The 22,404-nt window shown below is 49.4% G+C and carries 21 protein-coding genes; 19 read left to right on the top strand and 2 right to left on the bottom strand.

Going from position 1 to position 22,404, the window contains the following annotated elements:
* Positions 1 to 2 precede the first annotated feature (2 nt).
* On the bottom strand, positions 3 to 635 hold the full coding sequence (locus tag KNP87_RS14745) for a FusB/FusC family EF-G-binding protein (RefSeq protein ID WP_214722141.1): 633 nt from the start codon (positions 633 to 635) through the stop codon (positions 3 to 5).
* Between the two features lie 115 nt (positions 636 to 750).
* Here KNP87_RS14745 and KNP87_RS14740 point away from each other — a divergent pair, with 115 nt between their 5' ends.
* The 3 genes from KNP87_RS14740 (at position 751) to KNP87_RS14730 (ending at position 2,486) form a co-directional block, all read left to right on the top strand.
* The gene (locus tag KNP87_RS14740) at positions 751 to 1,494 is read left to right on the top strand and encodes a hypothetical protein (RefSeq protein WP_214722140.1); all 744 of its coding nucleotides are present in this window, start codon (positions 751 to 753) and stop codon (positions 1,492 to 1,494) included.
* A gap of 63 nt (positions 1,495 to 1,557) precedes the next feature.
* Complete coding sequence (locus tag KNP87_RS14735) at positions 1,558 to 2,007, top strand: general stress protein (RefSeq protein WP_119923897.1); 450 nt, start codon at positions 1,558 to 1,560, stop codon at positions 2,005 to 2,007.
* 29 nt (positions 2,008 to 2,036) lie between these two features.
* Positions 2,037 to 2,486 carry a universal stress protein gene (locus KNP87_RS14730; protein ID WP_026834053.1) on the top strand — a complete coding sequence of 150 codons (450 nt, stop codon included), beginning with the start codon at positions 2,037 to 2,039 and terminating at the stop codon, positions 2,484 to 2,486.
* 58 nt (positions 2,487 to 2,544) lie between these two features.
* Here the strand turns inward: KNP87_RS14730 and KNP87_RS14725 are convergent, their stop codons facing one another.
* Positions 2,545 to 2,736 carry a hypothetical protein gene (locus KNP87_RS14725; protein ID WP_026834052.1) on the bottom strand — a complete coding sequence of 64 codons (192 nt, stop codon included), beginning with the start codon at positions 2,734 to 2,736 and terminating at the stop codon, positions 2,545 to 2,547.
* A 148-nt stretch (positions 2,737 to 2,884) separates the two neighbouring features.
* Between KNP87_RS14725 and KNP87_RS14720 the strand changes: the two genes are divergently transcribed.
* From KNP87_RS14720 to KNP87_RS14650, 16 genes are all read left to right on the top strand, one after another.
* A complete protein-coding gene (locus tag KNP87_RS14720; RefSeq protein WP_214722139.1) occupies positions 2,885 to 3,328 on the top strand; it encodes a MarR family winged helix-turn-helix transcriptional regulator in 444 nt (147 codons plus the stop codon).
* Positions 3,329 to 3,364: 36 nt separating this feature from the next.
* Positions 3,365 to 6,034 (top strand): MMPL family transporter, encoded by a 2,670-nt coding sequence (locus tag KNP87_RS14715; protein WP_214722138.1) that lies wholly within the window; start codon positions 3,365 to 3,367, stop codon positions 6,032 to 6,034.
* Positions 6,035 to 6,108: 74 nt separating this feature from the next.
* Positions 6,109 to 6,960 carry an MBL fold metallo-hydrolase gene (locus tag KNP87_RS14710; protein WP_214722137.1) on the top strand — a complete coding sequence of 284 codons (852 nt, stop codon included), beginning with the start codon at positions 6,109 to 6,111 and terminating at the stop codon, positions 6,958 to 6,960.
* An 87-nt stretch (positions 6,961 to 7,047) separates the two neighbouring features.
* Entirely contained in the window at positions 7,048 to 7,176 is a 129-nt protein-coding gene (locus KNP87_RS17360) for a hypothetical protein (protein ID WP_255415535.1), read from the top strand.
* Between the two features lie 118 nt (positions 7,177 to 7,294).
* A complete protein-coding gene (locus KNP87_RS14705; RefSeq protein ID WP_119923895.1) occupies positions 7,295 to 7,999 on the top strand; it encodes a hypothetical protein in 705 nt (234 codons plus the stop codon).
* A 153-nt stretch (positions 8,000 to 8,152) separates the two neighbouring features.
* Positions 8,153 to 9,313: an ROK family transcriptional regulator gene (locus tag KNP87_RS14700; protein ID WP_214722136.1), complete on the top strand. Its 1,161-nt coding sequence runs from the start codon at positions 8,153 to 8,155 to the stop codon at positions 9,311 to 9,313.
* Positions 9,314 to 9,544: 231 nt separating this feature from the next.
* Positions 9,545 to 10,027, top strand: a complete 483-nt coding sequence (locus KNP87_RS14695) for a hypothetical protein (protein WP_026834046.1) — start codon at positions 9,545 to 9,547, stop codon at positions 10,025 to 10,027.
* Between the two features lie 30 nt (positions 10,028 to 10,057).
* Positions 10,058 to 11,368 carry an ABC transporter substrate-binding protein gene (locus KNP87_RS14690; RefSeq protein ID WP_214722135.1) on the top strand — a complete coding sequence of 437 codons (1,311 nt, stop codon included), beginning with the start codon at positions 10,058 to 10,060 and terminating at the stop codon, positions 11,366 to 11,368.
* A gap of 74 nt (positions 11,369 to 11,442) precedes the next feature.
* Entirely contained in the window at positions 11,443 to 12,408 is a 966-nt protein-coding gene (locus tag KNP87_RS14685) for a carbohydrate ABC transporter permease (RefSeq protein ID WP_028107046.1), read from the top strand.
* Between the two features lie 13 nt (positions 12,409 to 12,421).
* A complete protein-coding gene (locus KNP87_RS14680; protein WP_026834043.1) occupies positions 12,422 to 13,207 on the top strand; it encodes a carbohydrate ABC transporter permease in 786 nt (261 codons plus the stop codon).
* 25 nt (positions 13,208 to 13,232) lie between these two features.
* Positions 13,233 to 15,227 carry a beta-galactosidase gene (locus KNP87_RS14675; RefSeq protein ID WP_214722134.1) on the top strand — a complete coding sequence of 665 codons (1,995 nt, stop codon included), beginning with the start codon at positions 13,233 to 13,235 and terminating at the stop codon, positions 15,225 to 15,227.
* Positions 15,228 to 15,241: 14 nt separating this feature from the next.
* The gene (locus KNP87_RS14670; protein ID WP_214722133.1) at positions 15,242 to 17,374 is read left to right on the top strand and encodes an alpha-galactosidase; all 2,133 of its coding nucleotides are present in this window, start codon (positions 15,242 to 15,244) and stop codon (positions 17,372 to 17,374) included.
* Complete coding sequence (locus KNP87_RS14665) at positions 17,371 to 18,543, top strand: galactokinase (RefSeq protein WP_214722132.1); 1,173 nt, start codon at positions 17,371 to 17,373, stop codon at positions 18,541 to 18,543. Before KNP87_RS14670 ends, KNP87_RS14665 begins: the two co-directional genes overlap by 4 nt.
* Positions 18,544 to 19,542, top strand: a complete 999-nt coding sequence (galE, locus tag KNP87_RS14660) for a UDP-glucose 4-epimerase GalE (RefSeq protein ID WP_028107042.1) — start codon at positions 18,544 to 18,546, stop codon at positions 19,540 to 19,542.
* Between the two features lie 30 nt (positions 19,543 to 19,572).
* On the top strand, positions 19,573 to 21,063 hold the full coding sequence (locus KNP87_RS14655; RefSeq protein ID WP_214722131.1) for a UDP-glucose--hexose-1-phosphate uridylyltransferase: 1,491 nt from the start codon (positions 19,573 to 19,575) through the stop codon (positions 21,061 to 21,063).
* Positions 21,060 to 22,079 carry an aldose epimerase family protein gene (locus KNP87_RS14650; RefSeq protein WP_119923888.1) on the top strand — a complete coding sequence of 340 codons (1,020 nt, stop codon included), beginning with the start codon at positions 21,060 to 21,062 and terminating at the stop codon, positions 22,077 to 22,079. Before KNP87_RS14655 ends, KNP87_RS14650 begins: the two co-directional genes overlap by 4 nt.
* The last annotated feature ends 325 nt before the right edge of the window (positions 22,080 to 22,404 follow it).

Below are 22,404 nucleotides of genomic sequence, written 5' to 3'. Positions count from 1 at the left end.
TGTTACTTCATTTTAGCCAATAATTTTTCAAGAGACGTAGGATCCGTCACCTGCTCATTACAATGGTCACTGTCGATACAAATGTAGTTGCCGACAGCCCGGTAGTGATCCGCGGATTGGTTCGTGCGGGCAGAAACCAGCGTGACATCGCTGTACTGATGACAGACCGTACAGATGCCTTTTTTGATCGTTGGAACATAATGACCTTCAACGCCGACCCATTCTCCTTGCAATGGATAGACAAAAAACTTCTTTTTATTACCGGTATCATTCCAGCTTAAATAGGTCGTTTTAAGAAAATCGAAGGAATGAAGCGGCGGATTCCGCAATTTCTTTGTCTTTCGAAACAGTTGCTGGAGCTGTGATTCCGTAATGGACGGGAAAGATGCGACAAACGGCTGGATTTTCTCAATGTACCGGATTAAATCCGCTTCCGATTTTACATTTCGTACGAGCATCAGCAATTCTTCTTGCTCTGACGTCAGAACCGGGATTAAATCAAAAATCTTTTGAGCGGCACTGTAGATGACGGCATCCAACACGTCCGGATCATGGACCGTCGTCAATTGTTGCGTCAACAAATCGACTTGACTCCGGATGAAATTGTATTGAAAGGGTTTAATGAATGGTTCCATACGACATCGCTCCTTTGTAGTCCTATATTCACGGAATCGCTTTTGTCGAAACGACATTTTCCTTGTTTCCACCGTTCAACAGACGGGAATTAAATACCTGAGGAGGTGTCCAGTCATGCAACCGTTAACCGCACTTCGCTTGTTGAATCTGATCAGTTTCTTATTTGTCCTTTTGGCCCGTGTCGTCTGGTATGAGGCACCGGTGGGCGAACGTCTCGCGATCATGCCGGCACCGTTCATCGATGCGATTTTCGGCGTCGTCTATACGACCTTATTGATTTGGTGTATTCGACCAGTCCAGGCTTATCCGGCCGACCGGACATTGATTCTTGATATCAGCGGCTGGTTCATGCTGACGATGATCGGCTATGGTGCCAGCAGCATCATTGGACCGCCATGGGAGCTTGTCTTGACGACGATTTCTTTTATTGCTTTATGCATCATTTATATGAAAATTCAACATCATCCGAACCGTTCCCCCTGGATGCGCTCACCGTTTTCAGTGTTTCTCGCCTGGACGAGTATTCAGATTTTAATTCTGCCGTTTCGGATTTTGCGGGACTTTCGATTTGACGATCTTTTTGGGCTGACGACGTCGGAATGGGTCACGGTGATGCTGATTCTTTTTGCACTGGGAGCCGCATTCTTTATTTTCGTTCATACCGATTGGGTGTTCGGACTCGTTATGATTTGGTATTACATCGGTCTGTTCTTTAACGGACGATTGACCGACTTTCAACAGGGCATCACGATCTTCAGTGTCATCATTGTGACTGTAGCGGTGATTGTCGTCTTTCGGAAACGGGAAAAATTGTTTTCGGAAGAAAAAAGCTCAGTTTCCCAAGAAAACAACCGTTGATGACGTTGCTTTTGGTTTTTTGGGGTATATCCCTTATAGAAGTATAAAAGGGGGAAATGACCAATGGGGAAAAAGCAGTTGATCGGTACGTACGAAAATGAGACGGATTTAATTCGCCAGATTGAAGACTTACATTTTGCAGGCTATTTAGAAGAGGATTTATACGTTGTTCTGCAAGATAAAACAGATATGGCGATGTTACGGGGACAATCGGCCGCACAACTCGTTGCCGGCAAACGGACATTGTTCGAACGATTTACCGGAAAACCGGTAACGGACGAGGAAACGCGTGCCGCCTTTGATTCGCTGGGTTTAGCGGACGGAGAAGTCGACAAGCATGTGGCGAGCGTTAAAAGTGGCGCCTATGTCTTACTTGCCGACGAAGAAGGGGCGAAACGTCCGGCACCTGAACCGAAAAGTATTTTAGAGAGTGAACCGGAAGGCATTGAGGCGGAGCGGAAGCTTGATCACGAGAACCGGGCACTTGAGAATGAAAACGATCGGATGTTGTAAACGTGCCTGAGTGGAAAGGGTGAACAACGATGGAGAGTCACTATCATACAATTTTAGTCGCAGTCGATGGATCAAAGACGGCAGACTTAGCTTTCGAAAAAGCCGTCCAGTTCGCAAAACTTGATCAAGCAAAGCTCGTCATCGCACATGTCATTGATATCCAAACCTTTGCCAACGTTCGTGCCAACCAACGATTCATCGATCAAAACGTAACCGAGTATGCACAACAGCTCCTCGACAAGTATGAAAAACGAGCGACAGAAGCAGGGGTTGGTGAAGTCGAACTGGTCATCGAGAACGGTTCACCGAAGACATTGATTCCGAAAGTCATCGCTCCGCGTGTCGGAGCGGGACTGATCGTTTGTGGTGCCGTCGGGATGAATGCGATGGAGCGGATCATGATCGGCAGTGTGTCTGAAAACATCTCCCGTTACGCAAAATGTGACATCTATATCGTTCGCCCGAAAACACTCAAATAAGTGCCAAAAAGCTGCTTCGATGGTTAATCGAGGCAGCTTTTTTGTTCATTCCTTCAACTTACGTCAATAAATAATAGAACACGCCTAAAATAATTAAAATGACAGGTAATAATACCAAGTACATCCAGGACATGTTTTTCGCTGTTTGGCTGTTACTGTACGTTTCTTCGTTCCGACTTTGTCCGACCATCACTGTAAAAATAAGTCCAAGTACACAAATCACTAATGCAATCCAAAATAATGCGGTCATGTGTCAGTCCCCCTTTAGGTATGATGTATGCTCTTTCATCATAACGAAGATTGGAATTGTCTGTCAGGATATTTTGTGACAGTTTGGAGTTGACGCTATCTGGTTTAGGGGCTAAACTACTTGTATAAGTTTAGGGGGTAAACTAAAAATGAAAGACAATCTGCGGGAAGCCGTTCTTTTGTTTGAAGAGGTGATGATTCACGGAACCGAACGTGTGCTGAAATCCGTCGATTCACCGGTCTGGCGGCTCTATTCGCCGGAACAACTCCACTTGTTGAAGTTGGTGGATAAATATGGTCCGGTCGCGTCCGGTCGGATTGCAGTCATGCAAGGTGTGCATAAAAGCGCGATCTCCAACCGCTTAAAAAAATTGAATGAACATGGGCTGGTCGAGGTCGAACGTTCGGAAGACGATCATCGAACGAAACGAATCGTCTTGACTGAAGCAGGACGCGACATCGTGGAAGCTTCGAATCAAGCGATTTACAGTTACTTGGAACAATTGATTGACGGAAAAGTGGATGATGAGGAAATCAAACAATTCATCGAAACATTCCTGAAAGTCAAAGCGATTTTAAAGATTGAAGATTGATTCAGAAAAAATAGAGACAGAAGAGGTGGAACGGGAATGCGACAAATCGTCAAATGGCGTTGGCCAATCGTAATCGTCTTGTTGCTTGCGACAGTCGGATTATTTTTAGCGGCACCAAATTTATCAAAACAAGCAGAAGACGCAGGGGCTATTCAGCTCGCAAGCGATAATGATTCACAGCGGGCGGCTGAAATCTTAAAGGCAGCCGGTGCAAGTGAGGAAACCATTTCACTGGTCATTCCGTTAAAAGAAGCGGTCACGAAAGAAGACCGGACGGAAATTGGTCAAATCGTGAAAGATCTCGAACAACTGGATGAGCCGGTGACGGGTGTCTTGAACCCGTTCGAAAGCAAGGAAACCGAAGGCCAGTTGATTTCAGAAGATAAAAAAACTGTCCTCGTACCGATTACGGTCGACGGTTCACAAGAAGAAATCACTGCACTCGCTGAAGACATCCGGAGCGATCTGTTACCGGACGACCGGACGATTTACCTGACGGGTGAGTCGCTCATCAATGCGGACGTCAACACGAGTTCACAGGAAGGGTTAAAACGAACGGAATTGATCACTGTCGGACTGATTTTTGGTCTGTTGTTGATTGTCTTCCGCTCGATCGTCACACCGTTCGTTCCGTTATTCGCCGTTGGTGTGACTTACTTGATGAGCCAATCATTCGTCGCCTTTTTCGTCGATTGGTTTGGGTTCCCGGTTTCGAACTTTACCCAAATCTTCCTCGTGGCGATTCTCTTCGGGATCGGGACGGATTATTGTATCCTGCTCCTCAGCCGCTACAAAGAAGAGTTGACTGCCGGTCATGACGTCGAGACGGCAATCGTCAACACGTATAAAACGGCAGGTCGGACACTGCTGATCAGTGGACTGGCGGTACTCGTCGGTTTCTCGGCCATCGGTTTTGCTGATTTCCCGATTTTTAAATCTTCCGTCGCCGTTGCGGTCGGAATCGCCGTCTTGTTACTTGTGCTCTTTACACTTGTCCCGTTCTTCATGGCGACATTAAAAGAGAAATTGTTCTGGCCGTCGAAAAATGCGGCAAGTCACAAAGACAGCCGCTTATGGGCCCGGTACGGTGGATTGTCGATTCGTCGTCCGTTGCTTGCGATGGCGATTGTTGCCATCGTCACGGTTCCGACCTTGTTTACGTACGATGATGATCTGTCCTTCAATACGGTCGATGAGATCGGGGAAAAGTATGAGACGGTCAAAGGCTTAAATGCGATTTCGGACGGCTTTGGAGCCGGCGAATCGTTGCCGGTCAATGTCATCTTAAAAGATGATCAGAATATCGTGACGGAAGAAACTGTTCCGTATGCAGAACAATTGAGCCGTGAACTCGTCAAACTGGACGGAGTTAAAGCCGTTCGTTCGATTTCACGTCCAACTGGTGACGTCATCGAAGACTTGTATGTCGATCAACAACTGAAGCAAGTCGCCGATGGTCTGACCGATGCCAAAGATGGACTCGGCGAAGTCGGGCAGGGTCTGCAGACAGTGGAAGACAACTTGCAAGCCATCAGCGGTCAGATTCCAGCCGGCGATCAAGCAGCAGCCGGTGCGGCACAGTTGCAACAAGCAGCAACCGGTCTCGGTCAAATCAATCAACAGCTGACACTTGTCGGTCAAGGCTTACAATCAGCTGAAAACATTCCACAAACCGTCGGAACATTGACAGCGTTATCCGGTCAATTGACACAAATTCAAACCGGTATCGCGCAAGCAGCAACCGGCATTGAAACGCAGGGCGCACAGGCCGGTCAACTCGGAAGCGGTTTGACGCAACTTGCCGATGGTGTAGGTTCTGCCAATGAAGGACTCGGTCAGATCGAAGACGGATTGACGGAAGCTGCCGATTTCCTCAAGGAGATGGGGGAATCCGAAACGATTCGTGGCACGGGGATGTTCATTCCGAAAGATACCTTGTCGGGTAAAGACTTTGAACCGGTCATCGAACGGTATACGATTGATGATCAAACCGGTCTGAAATTCGAAGTCATCTTAAACGATGATCCGTATTCACCGGAAGCGATTGAAACGGTCGCGGCGATCAAAGAAACGACAGCCAGCACATTAAAAGATACGCCGCTCGAACAGGCAGAAGTGGCCTATGGCGGTATTTCAAGCATCAACAGTGATTTAAACGATACGTCGAAAGCGGACTTTACACGGACCGTCATCATCATGATCGTCAGCTTGTTCATCATTCTTGCGATCATGTTCCGTTCGTTGATCATGCCGCTGTTTATGATCGGTTCCTTGTTATTGACGTACTATACGTCGGTCTCGATTGCGGAACTGATTTTCGTCAACGGTCTTGGTTATGACGGCATCAGCTGGGCGGTTCCATTCTTCGGCTTCGTCATGCTCGTTGCCTTGGGAATCGATTATTCAATCTTCCTGCTCGATCGGTTCCGGGAAGAAACGATTAACGGATTGGATACAAAAGAAGCCATGTACCTCTCGATGAAAAAGATGGGCTCGGTCATCATTACGGCGGCAATCATTCTTGCCGGAACGTTTGGTGCGATGATGCCTTCCGGCGTCCTCAGTCTGGTTCAAATTGCGACAATCGTCATCACGGGTCTTCTCTTGTACGGATTGATTGTCTTACCGCTCCTGATTCCGGCGATTACAGTATCGTTTGGACCAGGTGTCTGGTGGCCATTCCGTCAAAAGCAAAATAAGAAGTAAGTCGATTCGACTGATCCATCCGGACATCATCCGGATGGATTTTTTCGTTATACTACAAACAGGAGGCGATCAAGATGCAACAGTTTAAACAACTAACCGATCGTATTTGGTATCAGACACCGGTCAGTGAGACGGATCGACCGATCGTCGCCGTCATCACCGGTGACGAACGAAACCTCGTGATTGATGCCGGTAATTCGAGTCGTCATGCGGCATTGTTTGTCGACGAGATGGAACAACAAGGGCTTGGAAAACCGGACTTGGTGGCGTTGACCCATTGGCACTGGGATCATGTTTTCGGTATGAAGCAGATGGCTGTACCGACGATTGCGACCCACCGGACCGTCGACGAGATGCGGAAGATGATGGACTATGACTGGTCGGACGAGGCGCTTGCGGAACGGATCCGACAGGGGATTGAAATTCCGTTTTGTGCGGATGCGATCAAACTCGAGTTTGGGGCGAGCCGGGACATTGAGCTGGTCTTGCCGACGATTCGGTTTGCCGGACAACTCGAAGTGGATCTCGGTGGTGTCCAGTGCCTCTTGCGCCAGGTCGAAAATGACCATTCGCCGGGCAGTGCGCTCATCTATGTACCGCAAGACCGTGTTCTGTTTTTAGGGGACGCCATGTACGCCGACATCTTTTCTGCTAAATGGAACTATACGGTGGAGCAGACGACCCGGTTACTGGATGTCATCGCTGAGTACGACGCTGACTATTACGTCTGGTCGCATGGCGAAGCGATGCCAAAGGACGCGTTTGAGCAAGAAGTCCGCCTGTTGCGTCAGGCAATCGAAGTAACGAAACAGGCGGCGGGAAAAATATCCGAGATGCGGCGGTTATACCATGAGGTGGTCGAACGGGACTTGACGACAGACGAAGAAGAAACACTCGTATTTTTTGCAAATGGTGCGAAAAAATAATTAAAACAGCAGGTGCTGAACAGAACATTCGAGAATTCCTTAGGTATAAGATAGAAAAAAATGGATTTTAGAAAAGGAGTTCTCGTAATGGATCGTCAGCCTGAAGATCGGAATGAAACGGCCAATCGTGTGTTTTTTGGAACAGCTAATATTTTCACGGTCCTTGTAGTGATTGGCTTTGCCTTATATCTGCTGTATCAATTTTTTATGAAATGACGGATCATCCTGTAGTCCAGGGTGATTTTTTTCGTTTTAGGGGAGTGCAACGGAACCAGATATTGGGTAATTCAATACAAAGGACAAAATGAACTCTACGAAAAGGAGGCACTTCCCCATGAAACGCATCCAGATTGCCGACTTTGACCGTCGTATGCCGCCGCTTGAATTACGTGAAATGGACGATTATTATGAAACGATGTTTGTTCCCGATTATGATGAAGTGTATCAGTCAAACGAAATCCGAACGATTCAACTGGCCGATATTTATGTGAATTTAGCAATGACCAAAAGTGAGGTCCGGCTCGTTTCGGCTTTGTTCTTAAAACCGGTCGAGGTAGCAGATATCGTATCGTGGATGCAACTGTACACGATCAGTTTTGCGATCTCTGACGCATCCGGTTACTACGTGGAACAGGCGGATGAAATTTTAGAAATTGTGTTGTATCAAGGGAATCCAATTGTCATTGCAACCAGAGGAACAGACCGGTTGTATTATGACACCGAAGGAGCAATCGAGATGCGGCGGGAATCGAGTGAAGTGATGGGGAAAAAGCCATTGCTGTATTTGAACGGTGAGGCATGGTTTGGCGTGCCGCGCCTTGAATTTAATCCGAATCAAGATGAACTGCATGTCAACGGAACGTTTTTATTTGCCGACTATATGGATGTTTATCAGGGTCGGGTCGGTTTTTTCCGGAACACCGATCCAGCATTACCGATTGTGCTGTTGGTCGGAGAAGCCATCATCGAAATGGAACTGACCGAAAATGCAGACGGAAGTCGTGTCTTAGTCATTGAACAGCCGTATGATGAAGCGTGATTCGAATTAAAAATGCGTGATCAAAAAAGCCGTGACAGTAATTTTTGTACAGGCAACTGACAGTTTCCAAGAATCTCCGTCCGAACAATGAAATCCCTTACAAAATATGCGAGAATAAGAAAAGAGACAGCATGGAAGGGATGCGGGGAGAACATGGTCAAAGAGATGCCACGAAATTCGAAATGGATGCGATCCTACAACCGTGCGCTCGTATTACGTTTGATTCGGATGCATCAGCCGATTTCACGCGTGGAATTGGCACAACAGACAAAATTGACGAAACCAACCGTTTCGAATATCGTCGGAGAACTGATTGCGGATCAGTTGGTGACGGAACGTGAGTTAGGCGTCTCGAACGGTGGACGAAAACCGATTTTATTGGAACTGGTGGCAACGGAACAGTATGTCATCGGAATCGATGCGACGAGTCACCGTTTTATCGGTGTCATTGCTGATTTGAGTGGGAATACGATTCATGAAGTGGAAGCAGTTGGTCAATTTGATACAAATGACGACATGATTGAAGCCGTCATTCGTTTGTGTGATGAATTGATTCAGGCGACGAATCAGGTCGGAACGATTCACGGGATCGGAATTTCCGTTCACGGGATGGTGAATCCGGAAACTGGCGTCATCCTGTTTGCACCACGTTTTCATCTGCATGATGTCGCCTTAAAAAAATATTTGGAAGAACGGTTTGCGTATCCGGTCTTCATCGAAAATGACGTTCGGGCACTCGCTTCGTTTGAATTGTTGTTCGGAGAAGGCGTCGGGGTCGATCAATTTTTCTACCTGTACGCGGGAGAAGGAATCGGGGGCGCTTATGTCCTCGACGGGAAATTGATTGACGGTGAAAATCATATCACCGGGGAGGTTGGTCATATGCGCCTCGATTTAGACGGTCCGATTTGTTCGTGTGGGAATCGGGGATGTCTCGAAGCACTCGCTGGTGAAAAAGCGTTATTACGGGATTTCGAAGCGATTGATCCACAAGTCAAGACGTTGACCGAACTCCGGAAACGCCTGACAGAGGAAGACCCCTATGCGAAAGCGGCGTATCACCGGGCAGGGGAATACATCGGCATCGGTGTCCTGAACACGATTCACTTGTTGAATCCGAAGCGGATTCTGCTTGGCGGTCCGATGTTTGAATTGGCTCCATCCATCGTCAATCAGATTAAGGAACGTGTTGCGCATACGGCCTTGACGACGGCTTCACGTGAAACCGATGTCAAAATGGTTCCGTGGAGTGAAAAACAAGGAGCGCTCAGTGCAGCTGCCTTGGCTACCAACAGTATCTTTCAAACGATTTAAAAAAGGCTTGTTCGTTTTGGTCGAGGACCGGAATCGGACAAGCTTTTTTTGCTGTTTCCTCAAAAAATAAAAAATTTTATGAAACCGTTTACAAAATAAAATCATCTGTGCTATAGTTTTCTTAAAGTTAGATAATAAATTTAATTTACTAAGTTTTCATCAACCAGTGGAGGTGGATGCAGACCGGCAGGGACCGGTGAAGCTGAACCAAAAGAAGGAGGCGTCGCGCAGATGGAAACAGAAGATTTATGGGTTTCCTACCGTGAAGCTTTCGGGCGTTACGGAGCAATCCGTGGCTTTTATGTGGACCGTTTAACAGAACAAATGACGGAACAGAAACCGGGAGATGAGCGAACTGCGAATCAAGACGGCGTTCTTGTTCGTCCACGACAGGATGGGGTCTTTCAATTTCGGATGTCGTCTGTACAAGGGGTGCTGACGATTCGTTCTTCGGAACTTCATATTCGAAAAAATGAGAGCGGATACATTGAATTACGGGCGTTGATGCAACAAATGCGTACAGCCGGCTGTTTGACACTCGGCGGTGAGTTTTACTTATTCGTCGCCGGTGAAGTCGATACGTTAGAGTACCGTCTCCGGCTGATCGCACGTGTTCTGATTCAACTCCAACGAATGCCGATCGGAACCGATGTCATTGAACATTGGTGTCAACAGGCACGGGACGAAGGACAGCAGCTTAAAAAACATGCTTGACCACTCACACATACAAAGGGGATCACTCACATGAAATTCAAAAAATCAAAAGTTCTCGCAGCCGCTTCAGTTTTAACATTGTCGGCACTTCTCGCTGCTTGTGGTGGCGAAGACGAAAAACAAGCGACAACAAAAGATGGAAAAACAATCATTTCATGGTGGGGCTGGGCACCTCAGCCGGAAGCAGGGAAAGAAGTCGTTGACGCGTTCAACAAATCGCAGGACAAATACGTCGTTGAATTCAAACGTTACAGCGAAGACTATGAAAAACAACTTCAAGTCGCGATGTTGTCAGGTAAGGGACCAGACATCATCGGCTTAAAAGAACCAATGATTCAACAATACAAAGACCGTGTCGTACCGGTTGATTCTTACATGGATAAAGCAGCCGGCAAAGGCTGGAAAGATAAGTTCGTTGAGCTCGGCATCGAACAGACGACAATCGACGGCAAACAATATGCGGTTCCAGTCGGCTTTACCGGTCAAGCGTACTTGATGTACAACAAGACGATGCTTGATAAATACGGTGTGACACCACCGAAAAACTACAAAGAAACGGTCGACGCCGTCAAAAAGATCAAAGCGTCCGGCGATAAAGTCATTCCGTTGATGCTTGGCGCAAAAGATGCCTGGATCGACATCGATGTCTACAATGTCTTGAGCCACCAGGTCGCACCGGGTTACATCCAAAAAGTCTTGTCGGGTGAGGCGAAATGGACGGACGACGAAATGGTCAAGACAGCGCAAGTCTGGCAAGATCTGTTCGAAGATAAAGTCTTCCAAGAAGGAGCACTTGGTCTTGCGACATACAATGACGGGATGAACCAGTTCTTCGATAAAAAAGCAGCCATGTGGGTCATCGGTTCATGGGAAGCACACTCGATGACGACAGCAGAGAAAAAAGAAAAATGGAAAATTGAAGATGAACTCGGCTTCACACCACTTCCAAACTTGGCCGGTGGAACAGAACAGCCGATCATCGCCTCCATCGACATGGCTCTTGCCGTCAACAAAGAATCGAAGCAACAAGAGGGTGCAGCTGAATTCGTCGCCTTCATGAGTCAAGGTGAAGGACAAGAAGTCTACATGGGTGAATTCGAAATGGCGCCGGGAATCAAGGATGTCAAAATCGACTCCGATGCTGCCTTCACATCAGAAGGTGAAAAAGAGTCGTACAAGATGTTAAACGAAACACTTTCGAAAGCGGTAGCAAGCCGTGGAATCCGTGATACGAAACTCAACGATATCCTCGGTAAGGAACTTCAAAACATCGCGACGGGTCAAGATCCAAAAGAAGCACTTCAACGTGTTCAGGATGCAGCCGACCAATCGAAAAAATAAGAACGAGACAGTGAAGTGGTGCGCCTTGCGTGCCACTTCCTGATTTTTAAGATCAAGAAAGTGGGGAAATCGTTATGCAGACAGAGCAACAAGAATTGCCGATCAAACCAAAGGCCGAGCCGCTGAAGCCTGCACCACGGGCAACTGCTCCGAAGAAGAAAAACAAAGGGAAAATGAAACAAAATATGGTCGGTTGGGCGTTCGTTGGACCCATCGTCCTGTTTGTCGTCGCGTTCATCTATTACGGCATCTTCTATAATGCCTACAATTCCTTCTTCTCTTGGGACGGCATTTCGTTTGATAAGGCCTTCGTTGGTTTTGAGAACTATGCGGAAATGTTCCGTGACCCGGATTTCTACCTCTCGCTTAAAAATACATTCATCTTTACGATCTTAACGGTCACGATCCAAGCCTTTATCGGTCTGGTATTGGCGTACTTCCTGCACACACAAGGACCGCTTCGGACAGCGATGAAATCGGTTTTCTTCTTTCCGGTTGTATTAAGTCCGGTTGTACTTGGTGCCGCGTTCTCGCAAATCTATGATTTCCAATTCGGTTATATCAATGAATTCCTTCGGGCAATCGGACTCGGCAGTTTGGAACAGAACTGGCTCGGTGATCCGGATATCGCCCTGTACTCGGTCATTGCGATCAACATCTTCCAGTGGACCGGTTCGTCGATGGTCATGTATTACATGGCGATGCTGACGATTGAAAAAGAAATCTTTGAAGCAGCCAAAATCGATGGTGCCGGATTCTTCCGGACACTCTGGAGCATCGTTTTCCCGAACTTAAAAGGAACGACGTTCACGTTATCGATTCTCGGCGTCATCGGTGGATTGAAGACGTTTGACTTAGTCTGGATCACGACCGCCGGCGGACCCGGTTCTTCAACAGAATTCATCTCGACGTACCTGTTTCGTAAATCGATGCTGCAACAAGAAGTCGGCTTTTCAAGTGCCGTTGCCATCGTATTGCTGACAATCGCCCTATTGATCACGTACTTCCAACTGCGTGTACAAAAGAAAATGGATAACTAAGGAGGAACGTCCCATGAATGTAGAATCTAAAAAAAGCCGCTGGATGATTAACCTCGTCCTGGTGCTCGCCTCGATCGTCTGGCTGTTCCCGATTTTCGTCATGTTTAAGGAAAGCCTGCGTGTCAACGGCTTTGAAAACTATATCGCGACGCTGCAAAACCCGAACTTCCCGACGTTCGTCTTCAACAGTTTCTTCGTCGCATTCTTCATGATCATCATCTCGATCTCGATTCTCGCCTTTGCGGCATTCGCGTTCTCGAAACTTGAGTTCGCCGGCAAACGCCTGTTGTTCAACATGGTGCTCGCCGGTCTGATGTTACCGGTCGCTTCGATGATCGTGCCATTGTTCTTCACACTACGTTCGTTTGACGGTCTCAACAACCACTGGGGATTGATCGGGGCAGAAGTCGCCTTTTTCCTCCCGTTCGGTTTGATGTTGATCAAAGGATATTTTGACGAGTTACCAAATGAATTGATGGAAGCCGCATACATTGACGGTGCGACGATTCTCGAAGTGTTTTTCAAAGTCATGTTGCCGCTTGCGAAACCAGCCCTTGCGACAGCTTTGATTTACGCGTTCCTCAACTCGTGGAACGAGTACTTGATGGTCTTGACGTTCATGACAGACCCAGCGTATCAAACGGTCACGATGGCTCCAAGCTTCTTCAAAGATGCACTTGGCGGTGACCCTGGAAAAATTTACGCTTCACTCGTCTTGATCAGTTTACCGACGATGGTGTTTTATATCTTCTTCCAACGTTTCTTCCAAAAAGGAATGACGGCGGGCGCAGTAAAATAATTTGTTTTCAGTCAGGGGGAGCACGATGTATTTAGGAGTCGATTATTACCCGGAACAAACTCCACGCGAGTTATGGGAGGAAGATTTTCGTTTAATGAAAGAGCTCGGAGTCAACGTCGTTCGCTTGGCGGAATTTGCCTGGACGATGATGGAGCCGGAAGAAGGAGTCTACGATTTCCGTTTTTGGGACGATATCATTGAGCGCCTGAGTGCGGCCGATTTTGACATCGTGCTCGGGACACCGACGGCGACACCACCGGCCTGGATGTGTCATAAGTATCCGGAGATTTTACCGGCAGACGAAAACGGCGTGACGATCAGCTTTGGCGCTCGTCGTCACTATACGGTCCACAGTGAGACGTACCAACGCTTTTCCGTTGCCATCACGACGGAAATGGCGAAGCGTTACGGGAAACATCCGCGTGTCATCGGTTGGCAGACGGATAACGAATACGGTCATGAAAAATCCGACCGTTCGTACAGTGACGTCGACCGAGTCGCGTTTCAGAGTTGGCTGAAAAACCGTTACGGGACGCTTGACGCGTTAAACGAAACATGGGGAACGGTTTTCTGGAGCCAGACGTACACAGCATGGGAACAAATCCCGGTACCGCGGAAAGTTTATCAAGAGCACAATCCGTCGTTACTCGTCGACTTCGACCGCTTCTGTGCCGACGGTTACAACCATTACAACAAGTTGCAAGTCGATGCGCTCCGGGAACACATTCATCCGGATGCCTTCATCACACACAACCTCGTCTACAGTGACATGGCGGTCAATCAGCAACAGATGGCGCAAGATCTCGATTACGTCTCTTTCGACAATTATCCGGTCTGGGGAGGACTGCCGGAACCGAACCGTTTCGAGAAGATGGCGAGCGATCACGATCTCTGCCGTTCCTCAAAACAAGGCAAAGGCTTTTGGGTGATGGAGCAGCTCAGCGGAGCGCAAGGGTGGAGTAAAATCGGTTACTTGCCGCGTCCGGGACACATCCGATTGTGGACGTATCAGGCTGTCGCGCGTGGCGCGGAAGCCATCGTCTACTTCCGCTTCCGGGCTGCCTTGTTCGGGACGGAAGAATTTTGCCACGGCATCATCGATCACGATGGAAAACCGAAACGGAAATTCAATGAAGTGAAACAAATCATGACGGAACTCAACACATTTGGTGACGAGATCAACGCGAGCAGCTATCAGGCAGAAGTCGGGGTTTATTTTGATCAGGAAAACGTCTGGGCCTGGACGCATCAACCGCACAGTGACGCATTTGATTTCCGGACCGAGTTCGTTCGGTTTTACGGCGGCGCTGTCCGGCGTCAGGCAGCAACTGATATCGTCTTCCCGGGTGACCGGCTCGATCAATACAAATTGATCATCGTTCCCCTGTATTTCTTAACGAATCCGACGTTTGATCAAGCGTTGATCGATTACATGGAGCAGGGCGGTCACGTCATCTTTACGTACCGGACCGGCGTCAAGGATCCGCACAATAACGTCATTCCGTTGACGTTGCCGGGCAAGTTCGCACCATATGCCGGTATCGAAATTGACGAATACGAATCTCTTCAAGCGGTTCAGGAAAACCGGGTCGAAGGAATCGGGGCATTCGCCGGACAAGCGTCACCGGCACGTCTTTGGTGCGATTTGATCACACCGACGACAGCAGAACCGCTCGCCGTTTACCGCGATACGTTTTATGACGGAGTCGCTGCGGTGACACGCAATGTGTATAAAGGAACCATTACCTACATCGGCGCATCGATTGACGATGCGATGATTGATACGATCTACCGCCAGGCGTTTCTCGATGCCGATGTTCAAACGTTTGAAGCACCGGATCAAGTCGAAGTCGTCCGCCGTCACGGGGAAACACGAGACTTCCTGTTCTTGATGAACCACGATACAACAGCCAGCCGTGAGGTTGTGCTTGATGCTGCCTACAGCGAGTTGAATACGAACGAGACATATAGTGGAACAGTGACGCTCGCTCCGCTCGAGACACTGATTCTGACAACGTAAGGAGGAGAACGACCATGGCTATTCTTGAACTGCCGAATCAGCGGTTCGTCCTCGAAGGACAACACGTCGCGCATGTCGTGACGATCGGACAGCACGGCAAAGTGTTGCATACGTATTTTGGTGCCCGTCTGCCGTATCCATCCGACTATGAAGCATTACCGAATCCGGTGCTTGCACACAGTTCGTTTGAATCACCGGACGGTGTCGCTGTCTATGACTTCATTCCATTCGGTGAGATGGTCTACACAGAACCGACTTTAAAATCAGAGCGGCAGGACGGACAACGGATCAGCCAGTTTGCGTTTGAACGTGCCGAGACATCGGAGACTGGATTGACGTTATGGTTGTTTGATCCGTTACAGGAACTTCGTGTCGGGATTCGCTACGATCTGTACGAAGCTTACGATATCATCGGACGGTCGCTCGTGATTGAAAATACCGGCACACAACCGGTCCGGTTGACGACGGCCCAGTCGTTTGCGATGGGGATTTTGCAACGTCCGAACTTGAACCTGCATCATTTTGCAGGAACATGGACCGGGGAGTTCCAAAAACAAGTCACACCACTTACGCCGGGACGTAAGACAATTGACAGCCGACGCGGCGTGACGAGCCATCAGGCGAATCCTTGGTTCGCTTTGGAACACGGTGCCACCGAAGCGGCAGGGGAAGTCATTTATGGTCATTTCGCCTATTCGGGCAACTGGTCGATGCATTTTGAACAGGATGCGTTTGGTTTTGTTCAACTGTCGGGCGGCATGAATGCGTTTGATTTCAGCTGGACGCTCGAAGCCGGACAACAGCTCGTCACACCAGACTTTTATATCGGATACGCGGCGGACGGTTTTGCCGGAATGAGTGCCCGGGCGCATGATTTCCAGCGTGACGTCATCATGCCGGAATCGGACCGGAACAAAGTCCGGCCGGTGCTCTACAATTCCTGGGAAGCGACCTATTTTGACGTGACGGAACACGGACAACGGGCGCTCGTCGACCAAGCAGCTGCAATCGGTTGTGAACTGTTCGTCGTCGATGACGGTTGGTTCGGGGAACGAAAATCCGATCAAGCCGGTCTTGGCGACTGGGTCGTCAATCCGGAGAAGTTTCCGAACGGATTAACGCCGTTGATTGATTATGTGAAACAACAAAACATGTCATTTGGACTTTGGGTCGAACCGGAGATGGTCAATCCGGATTCAAATTTATACCGGACACATCCTGACTGGATTTATCATAGTCCCGGTGCCCGTCGGACGACCTCGCGCAATCAGTTTGTCCTGAACCTCGGCTTACCGGAAGTGGAACAATTCGTATTCCGGATGATGGATGAACTGCTCGGGACCCATGCGATTGATTACATCAAATGGGACATGAACCGTGCCTTTTCAGAACCGGGCGTTCCGGGTGCGACACCGGCAGCGCAACAGGAACTGTGGAAACGGCATGTCGATGCGTTGTACAGGATCTTTGACGGCTTACGGACCCGTCATCCGGAAGTCGATTTTGAAGCCTGTGCCGGAGGCGGCGGACGGATTGATCTCGGGATTCTCAAGCGCACGGAACAAGTCTGGACGAGCGACAACACGGATCCACTGGATCGACTGGCGATTCAACACGATTTCTCGTTTGCCTACAATGCGAAGATGATGAGTTGTTGGGTGACGGATGGTCCGAACTGGCTGAACGGTCGGAACCTGCCGCTTGCGACACGGTTCGTCTCATCGATGCAGGGCACGCTTGGCATCGGCGGCAACTTAAGCGAATGGACGACGGAAGAATTAGCAGAAGCAAAAGAATGGATTGCAACATACAAGACGATTCGGGAAACGGTTCAATTCGGACGTCAACAGCGGATTCAAGCGGACGATCAAGGCGCCTCGATCATGCAGTATACGGCGAGTGACCAAACGGTCATCCTGGCTGTTGCGCCGATGCGTCAGCATGGAATCGGACAATACAGCTTCCGATTAAGAGGACTTGAGGCCACTGTCCTGTATCAGGTTGAAGGACGCACGCTCAGTGGTGCCTACTTGATGCAACAGGGAATTACCGTGACGTATACGAACGATTATGAAGCACGTTGCTTGCAGATCGAACCGGTTCGTCGCGACGTGACAACAAAACAGTCAAAGGAGCCGATCGTATGACAGACCAGACACTCGAACAGATTTTTGAACAACAATTCGGTCAACCGTCGACCCACCGATTTTTTGCCCCCGGACGAATCAATCTGATCGGCGAACATACGGATTACAACGGGGGTCACGTTTTTCCGTGCGCCTTGACGCTTGGAACTCATGCCATTGTCCGGAAACGGAACGATCAGGTCTTTCGTTTTTATTCCTTGAACTTTGAAGCCGACGGCATCATCGAAGTATCGGGAGATGATTTGACGCATCAACCGGTCCATGGTTGGGCAAACTATGCCAAAGGGATGATTCACGTATTGCGTGAAGCCGGATACCAAATCGACGAGGGATGCGACATTCTCATCAAAGGGGATATTCCGAACGGAGCAGGATTGTCTTCCTCGGCTTCACTCGAACTTGTCATCGGTGTGCTGCTTGATACGCTGTATGAATTGAAGCTCGACCGGATCGAACTCGTTAAGTACGGTCAGCAGGTGGAAAATCAATACATCGGTGTCAACAGCGGCATCATGGATCAATTCGCAATCGGCATGGGAAAAGCGGGTTCCGGTCTGTTGCTTGACTGCGAAACACTTGATTATACGTATGCCCCGCTCGATTTATCGGGTTACACGATCATCATCATGAATACAAACAAACGACGCGAACTGACAGACTCGAAATACAATGAACGCCGTTCTGAATGTGAAGCAGCACTTACTTATCTGCAACAATACCGTCCGTACGAAACGCTTGGACAGTGGTCGACGGTTGAATTCGAAGCAGTTCCGTTCGAAGATGAACGATTGCAACGGCGGGCACGTCATGCGATTTCCGAAAATGAGCGGACGTTGCAGGCGCTTGATGCCTTGACGGAAGGACGGCTCGAAGCTTTTGGTCAATTGATGAATGCGTCCCACCGGTCGTTACAGGTGGATTATGAAGTCACGGGACAAGAACTCGATACGCTGGTCGAGGCGGCCTGGTCGCAATCGGGTGTCCTCGGTGCCCGGATGACAGGTGCCGGTTTTGGCGGCTGTGCGATTGCCATCGTCGAAGACGAGACAGTCGAGACATTCATGACGGCAGTCGGTCGGCAATATGAGGCAGCAATCGGTTACCCGGCATCGTTTTATACGGCAACCGTCGGGGATGGAGCACGCGAAGTAGAACAGGAGGTCATCTAAATGGCAGTACTGGTAGTAGGTGGAGCAGGATATATCGGATCGCATGCAGTCTATCAATTGATTGATGCCGGACAGGAAGTGGTCGTCATCGATCATTTAAAATCCGGTCACCGGGAAGCCGTTCATCCGGAAGCCCGTTTTTATGAAGGGGACATCCGGGATCGGGCCTTTCTCGATACGGTCTTCGGGACGGAAGTGATTGATCAGGTCGTCCATTTTGCTGCCTTTTCGTTAGTCGGTGAATCGATGGAACATCCGCTGGCGTATTTCGACAACAATGTCTACGGTACACAAGTGTTGCTGGAAGCGATGATGGCGCACGACGTTAAACAGATTGTCTTCTCATCGACAGCCGCGACCTACGGGGAGCAGGAACAGATGCCGATCCTCGAAACAGCTGTGACGAATCCAACGAACGCCTATGGCGAAACGAAGTTGATGATGGAGAAGATGATGCGCTGGTGTGAGACGGCTTACGGTCTGAATTACGTTGCGTTGCGTTACTTTAACGTCGCCGGAGCCCGATCGACAGGCGAAATCGGGGAAGATCATACACCGGAAACACACCTTGTTCCGCTCGTGCTCGAAGTTGCAAACAATCAGCGTCCGGTCATTTCGATTTATGGGGATGATTATGCGACGGAGGACGGGACATGTGTCCGCGATTATATCCACGTCGAGGATTTGATTGATGCCCACGTGCTCGCCTTGGACTACTTAAAACAAGGAAAGCCGAGTGATGTCTTTAATCTGGGCTCAAGCCGCGGTTTTTCAGTCCGGGAAATCATTGAAGCCGCACGCCGCGTGACGGGACATGCGATTCCCGAGCAAGTCGTCGCAAGACGCGCCGGCGATCCGAGTACGTTGATTGCCGGATCGGATAAGGCGAAAACAGTCTTAGGCTGGAATCCTAGCCGGACAGACATCGAAACGATCATTCAAGATGCGTGGCGCTGGCATGAACAACGTCCGCAAGGCTACAAGACACCGGTACGATAAAGAGAGAATGGATTTAGGGGAGTGAAGGCGATGAACGAACTCATCAAACAATTAGTAGAGCAGGCAATCCGTCACCAGTTGATTCAACCGGAAGACGCGGTGTATGCACGAAACCGATTATTGGCATTGCTGGGCGAAGCAGCTTACACGGATCCGGGTACTGTCGACACCGCGTCGATTCCCGACATCTTGGATGCGATGATTGAACAACAGATTACTGCCGGACAATTGGCAGCACGTCTTGACGAGAAAGAACGATTGGCAGCGGAACTGATGGATGTGTTCGTCGATCGTCCGTCGACCATCACTTCGACCTTCCGACGGTTGTATGCGGAAAGTCCGCAACAGGCGACCGACTACTTCTATCAACTCAGTCAGGCGAACAACTACATTCAAACAAAACGAATCGCTAAAAATATTCAATACCAGGCGGATACGGTGTATGGTGAAATCGATATTACGATCAATCTCTCAAAACCGGAAAAAGATCCGCGTGAAATTGCGGCGGCACGGACGGAAATCGTTGATTCGACCTATCCGACGTGTCTGCTCTGTGTCGAAAACGTCGGTTATGCCGGTCGCATCAATCATCCGGCCCGTGCCAACCACCGGATTGTTCCGCTTTCCCTCGAAGGCGAAGCGTGGGCGTTGCAATACTCCCCATACGTCTATTACAACGAACACAGCATCATCTTGTCACAGACGCACCGTGATATGGTGATTGACCGTCAAGCGTTTGCGCGACTCCTGGATTTCGTCGCTCAGTTCCCGCATTATTTTGCCGGATCGAATGCCGATTTACCGATTGTCGGCGGTTCGATTTTGACCCACGATCATTATCAAGGCGGTCGTTATGAATTTGCGATGGACCGGGCACAAGCGTTGCATGAGTTTGTTTTACCGGATCATCCGGACGTCACCGGCGAAACGTTGCACTGGCCGCTGACGGTCGTGCGCTTGAGCAGTTCCGATGCGTCGGCCTTGCTCGATGCAGCAGACGAGGTGTATCAGACCTGGTTGACATACGAAGATACCGAGCATGAGATTATTGCGGCAACGGACGGTGTCCGCCATAACACGGTGACACCGATTGCCCGGATGCGCGGAGAACGATTTGAACTGGATTTGGTCTTGCGCAATAACCGGACGTCGGCGGAACATCCGGACGGCATTTTCCATACGCATGCGGATATTCACCATATTAAACGTGAGAACATCGGTTTGATTGAAGTGATGGGACTCGCCGTTCTGCCGGCCCGTCTGCTCAGTGAACTGAAAGAAGTCGAACAGTTCATCACCGGCACAAGCCAGGTCGCTCCGTCACACCAAGCCTGGGCGGAACAACTGAAGTCAACCTATGCCGGACAAGACGTATCAGACTATGTCCGCCAGGCTGTCGCAGCAAAATTCGTTCGCGGGCTCGAAGACTGTGGTGTCTTCAAGCAGACGGAGCACGGACAAGCCGGACTCGGGCGGTTTCTTGAGACAGTCAGCCGCCAAGTGGCAGGTGATCGACGATGAGTGAGCACACAAAATCACTTCCGGAAATCGATTTCATACGCCATACGTTGACGCAACCCGGGATTGAAGTCGAGATTTGGAACTACGGCGGCATCATCAATGACATTCGTGTGGCCGACCGGGACGGCGTGATGGAAAGTGTTGTCCTTGGACTGGAATCCGTCCAAGAGTATCAAAACCATTCCCCGTACTTTGGAGCGATTGTCGGCCGGGTCGCCGGACGCATCGGCCAAGCGCGGATGGGAGTCGAGGGCACCGTTTATCCGTTGGCAGCCAATGACGGAGAGCACCATCTTCATGGCGGGATTCACGGATTTGATCAAGCACTGTTTGAAGTCATGGAGATGACGGAAACGCGGCTTCATTTACGGCACGTCAGTCCGGATGGAACGGAAGGTTATCCCGGTACTGTGACGCTGGATGCGATTTATCAACTCGACGGTCTGGCGCTGACGTTGACGATGGAAGCGACGACGGACCAAACAACACCGTTGAACTTGACGAACCACACGTACTGGAACCTGTCGGGGAACTTACGTCGGGATATTCTCGATCACCGTTTGCAAGTACCGAGCGACACGTACCTGCCCGTCGGAGAGGATCTGTTGCCGACCGGAGAGGTTCGTGACGTGACCGGAACACCGCTTGATTTTCGTACCGGACGTTCGATCCGCAGTGGTGCGGAGTCCGGGCATCCGGAAACAACGGCAGCCGGCAACGGGTATGACCATCCGTTCATCTTGTCGGGACAAGCGATTCGACTGGAAGACCCGGCAAGCGGCCGTTTTCTGGAAGTGACGACCGATCAGCCGGTCGTTGTCCTCTACACCGGGACACAACTCGAAACAAACTATACGATTCGCGGTGTCGCTTCTCGTCCGTCACTCGGTCTGTGTCTTGAGACACAGGTCCATCCGAATGCCGTCAAAGAGGCATCTTTTCCGGATGTTTTGGTACGACCGGGCGAGACATACCGCTGGGAAACGACGTATCGCTTCGGGACAGATGGTTCGTAAAGGATTGACAGATGGATTTCAGGCAACAGAGGGACCAGTCGAACAAGAAGCGTGTGAAACAAATGATTCCTTTTGGATGAAACGAGGGGCTGACTCAAAAAAAGAATCACTCGTCTTTTCACGCCCGTTCCTCAGGCGAGACATAAGCCAGTTTTCCTGCCTCATTCAGGCAGGAAAGCGGGTCTTGTTTGTCTCTGGCTGATATGCTCCCCAAAAAGTAGACAGTTGAAATAAGAAAAACTGTTTATTTTTGAAAGGAGCTTTTTTCTATGTCCAAATTCAAGCGTTCCGCTAGTGAAAAACTAGATGCCATCCAAACCTATGA

This window comes from Exiguobacterium sp. s192, assembly GCF_018618795.1.
Classification (GTDB): Bacteria; Bacillota; Bacilli; order Exiguobacteriales; family Exiguobacteriaceae; genus Exiguobacterium_A; species Exiguobacterium_A undae.
Note: the sequence above shows the minus strand (reverse complement) of the source record. Positions and strands in the feature narration are given on the sequence as shown.